The following is a 777-nucleotide window of genomic DNA, read 5'->3' as shown; positions in this document are numbered from 1 at the left end:
TGGCGCCGGCGGGCAATCTCCGACCTTCGTGAGAGACGATGACATTAATCTCGCTTATGGCGCGGCAAATACTATCGTAAACCTTGCCGACGCGGCGACCTCATTAATGGTCACAAAAGTAGGTGGCGGACACAACTGCTGGCTCGCAAGCGATAGCGCCTGCGCTGATACGCTTACAAGCTACATAGAAAACTGGGCTGGGGGTTCTGCCAGCGCGCAAACTGAGATCGTGCTGCGCGCTCCACAAATAAAAGACCCAGGGCAAACAAAGACATTCCCAGCTGATAGCTCTGGCTTTACTGGTGTTCATGCGTTGCTCGAAACCTACTGCAGTAATTGCCATGTTGAAGGACAGCAAACTCCCTTTATTGGCAGTAGCGATATTGACGTCTCCTATGCTGCTGCGCAATCGCGAATCAATCTGGAAACGCCCTCCGCATCAAGGCTAGTTCAACGCTTAAGAACCGAATTTCACAACTGCTGGAATGGTGATTGCACAACATCATCCAACGAGATGGAAACGGCTATCGACAATTTTGCGAGCAGTGTACCAAGAAACGATATTGACTCAAATCTACAAACCAGTAAGGCGCTTGCACTCATCGAGGATGGAATAGCCGCAAATACTGGAGGCCGCATAGAAGATAACGTGATCGCGCAGTTTGAATTCAAAACTGGTGAAGGTGCCGTTGCTTACGACACAAGCGGAATCGAACCCGCTTTGAATTTGACTCTCAGCGGCAATGTCGAATGGGTAGGCGGCTGGGGTCTGCGTTT

The 777-nt window shown here is 50.6% G+C and carries 1 pseudogene; it reads left to right on the top strand.

The annotated features are described in order from the left end of the window. Positions 1 to 777: pseudogene (locus A3750_RS26575) on the top strand (LamG domain-containing protein); the annotation flags it as partial.

This window comes from Oleiphilus sp. HI0079, assembly GCF_001635105.1.
Note: the sequence above shows the minus strand (reverse complement) of the source record. Positions and strands in the feature narration are given on the sequence as shown.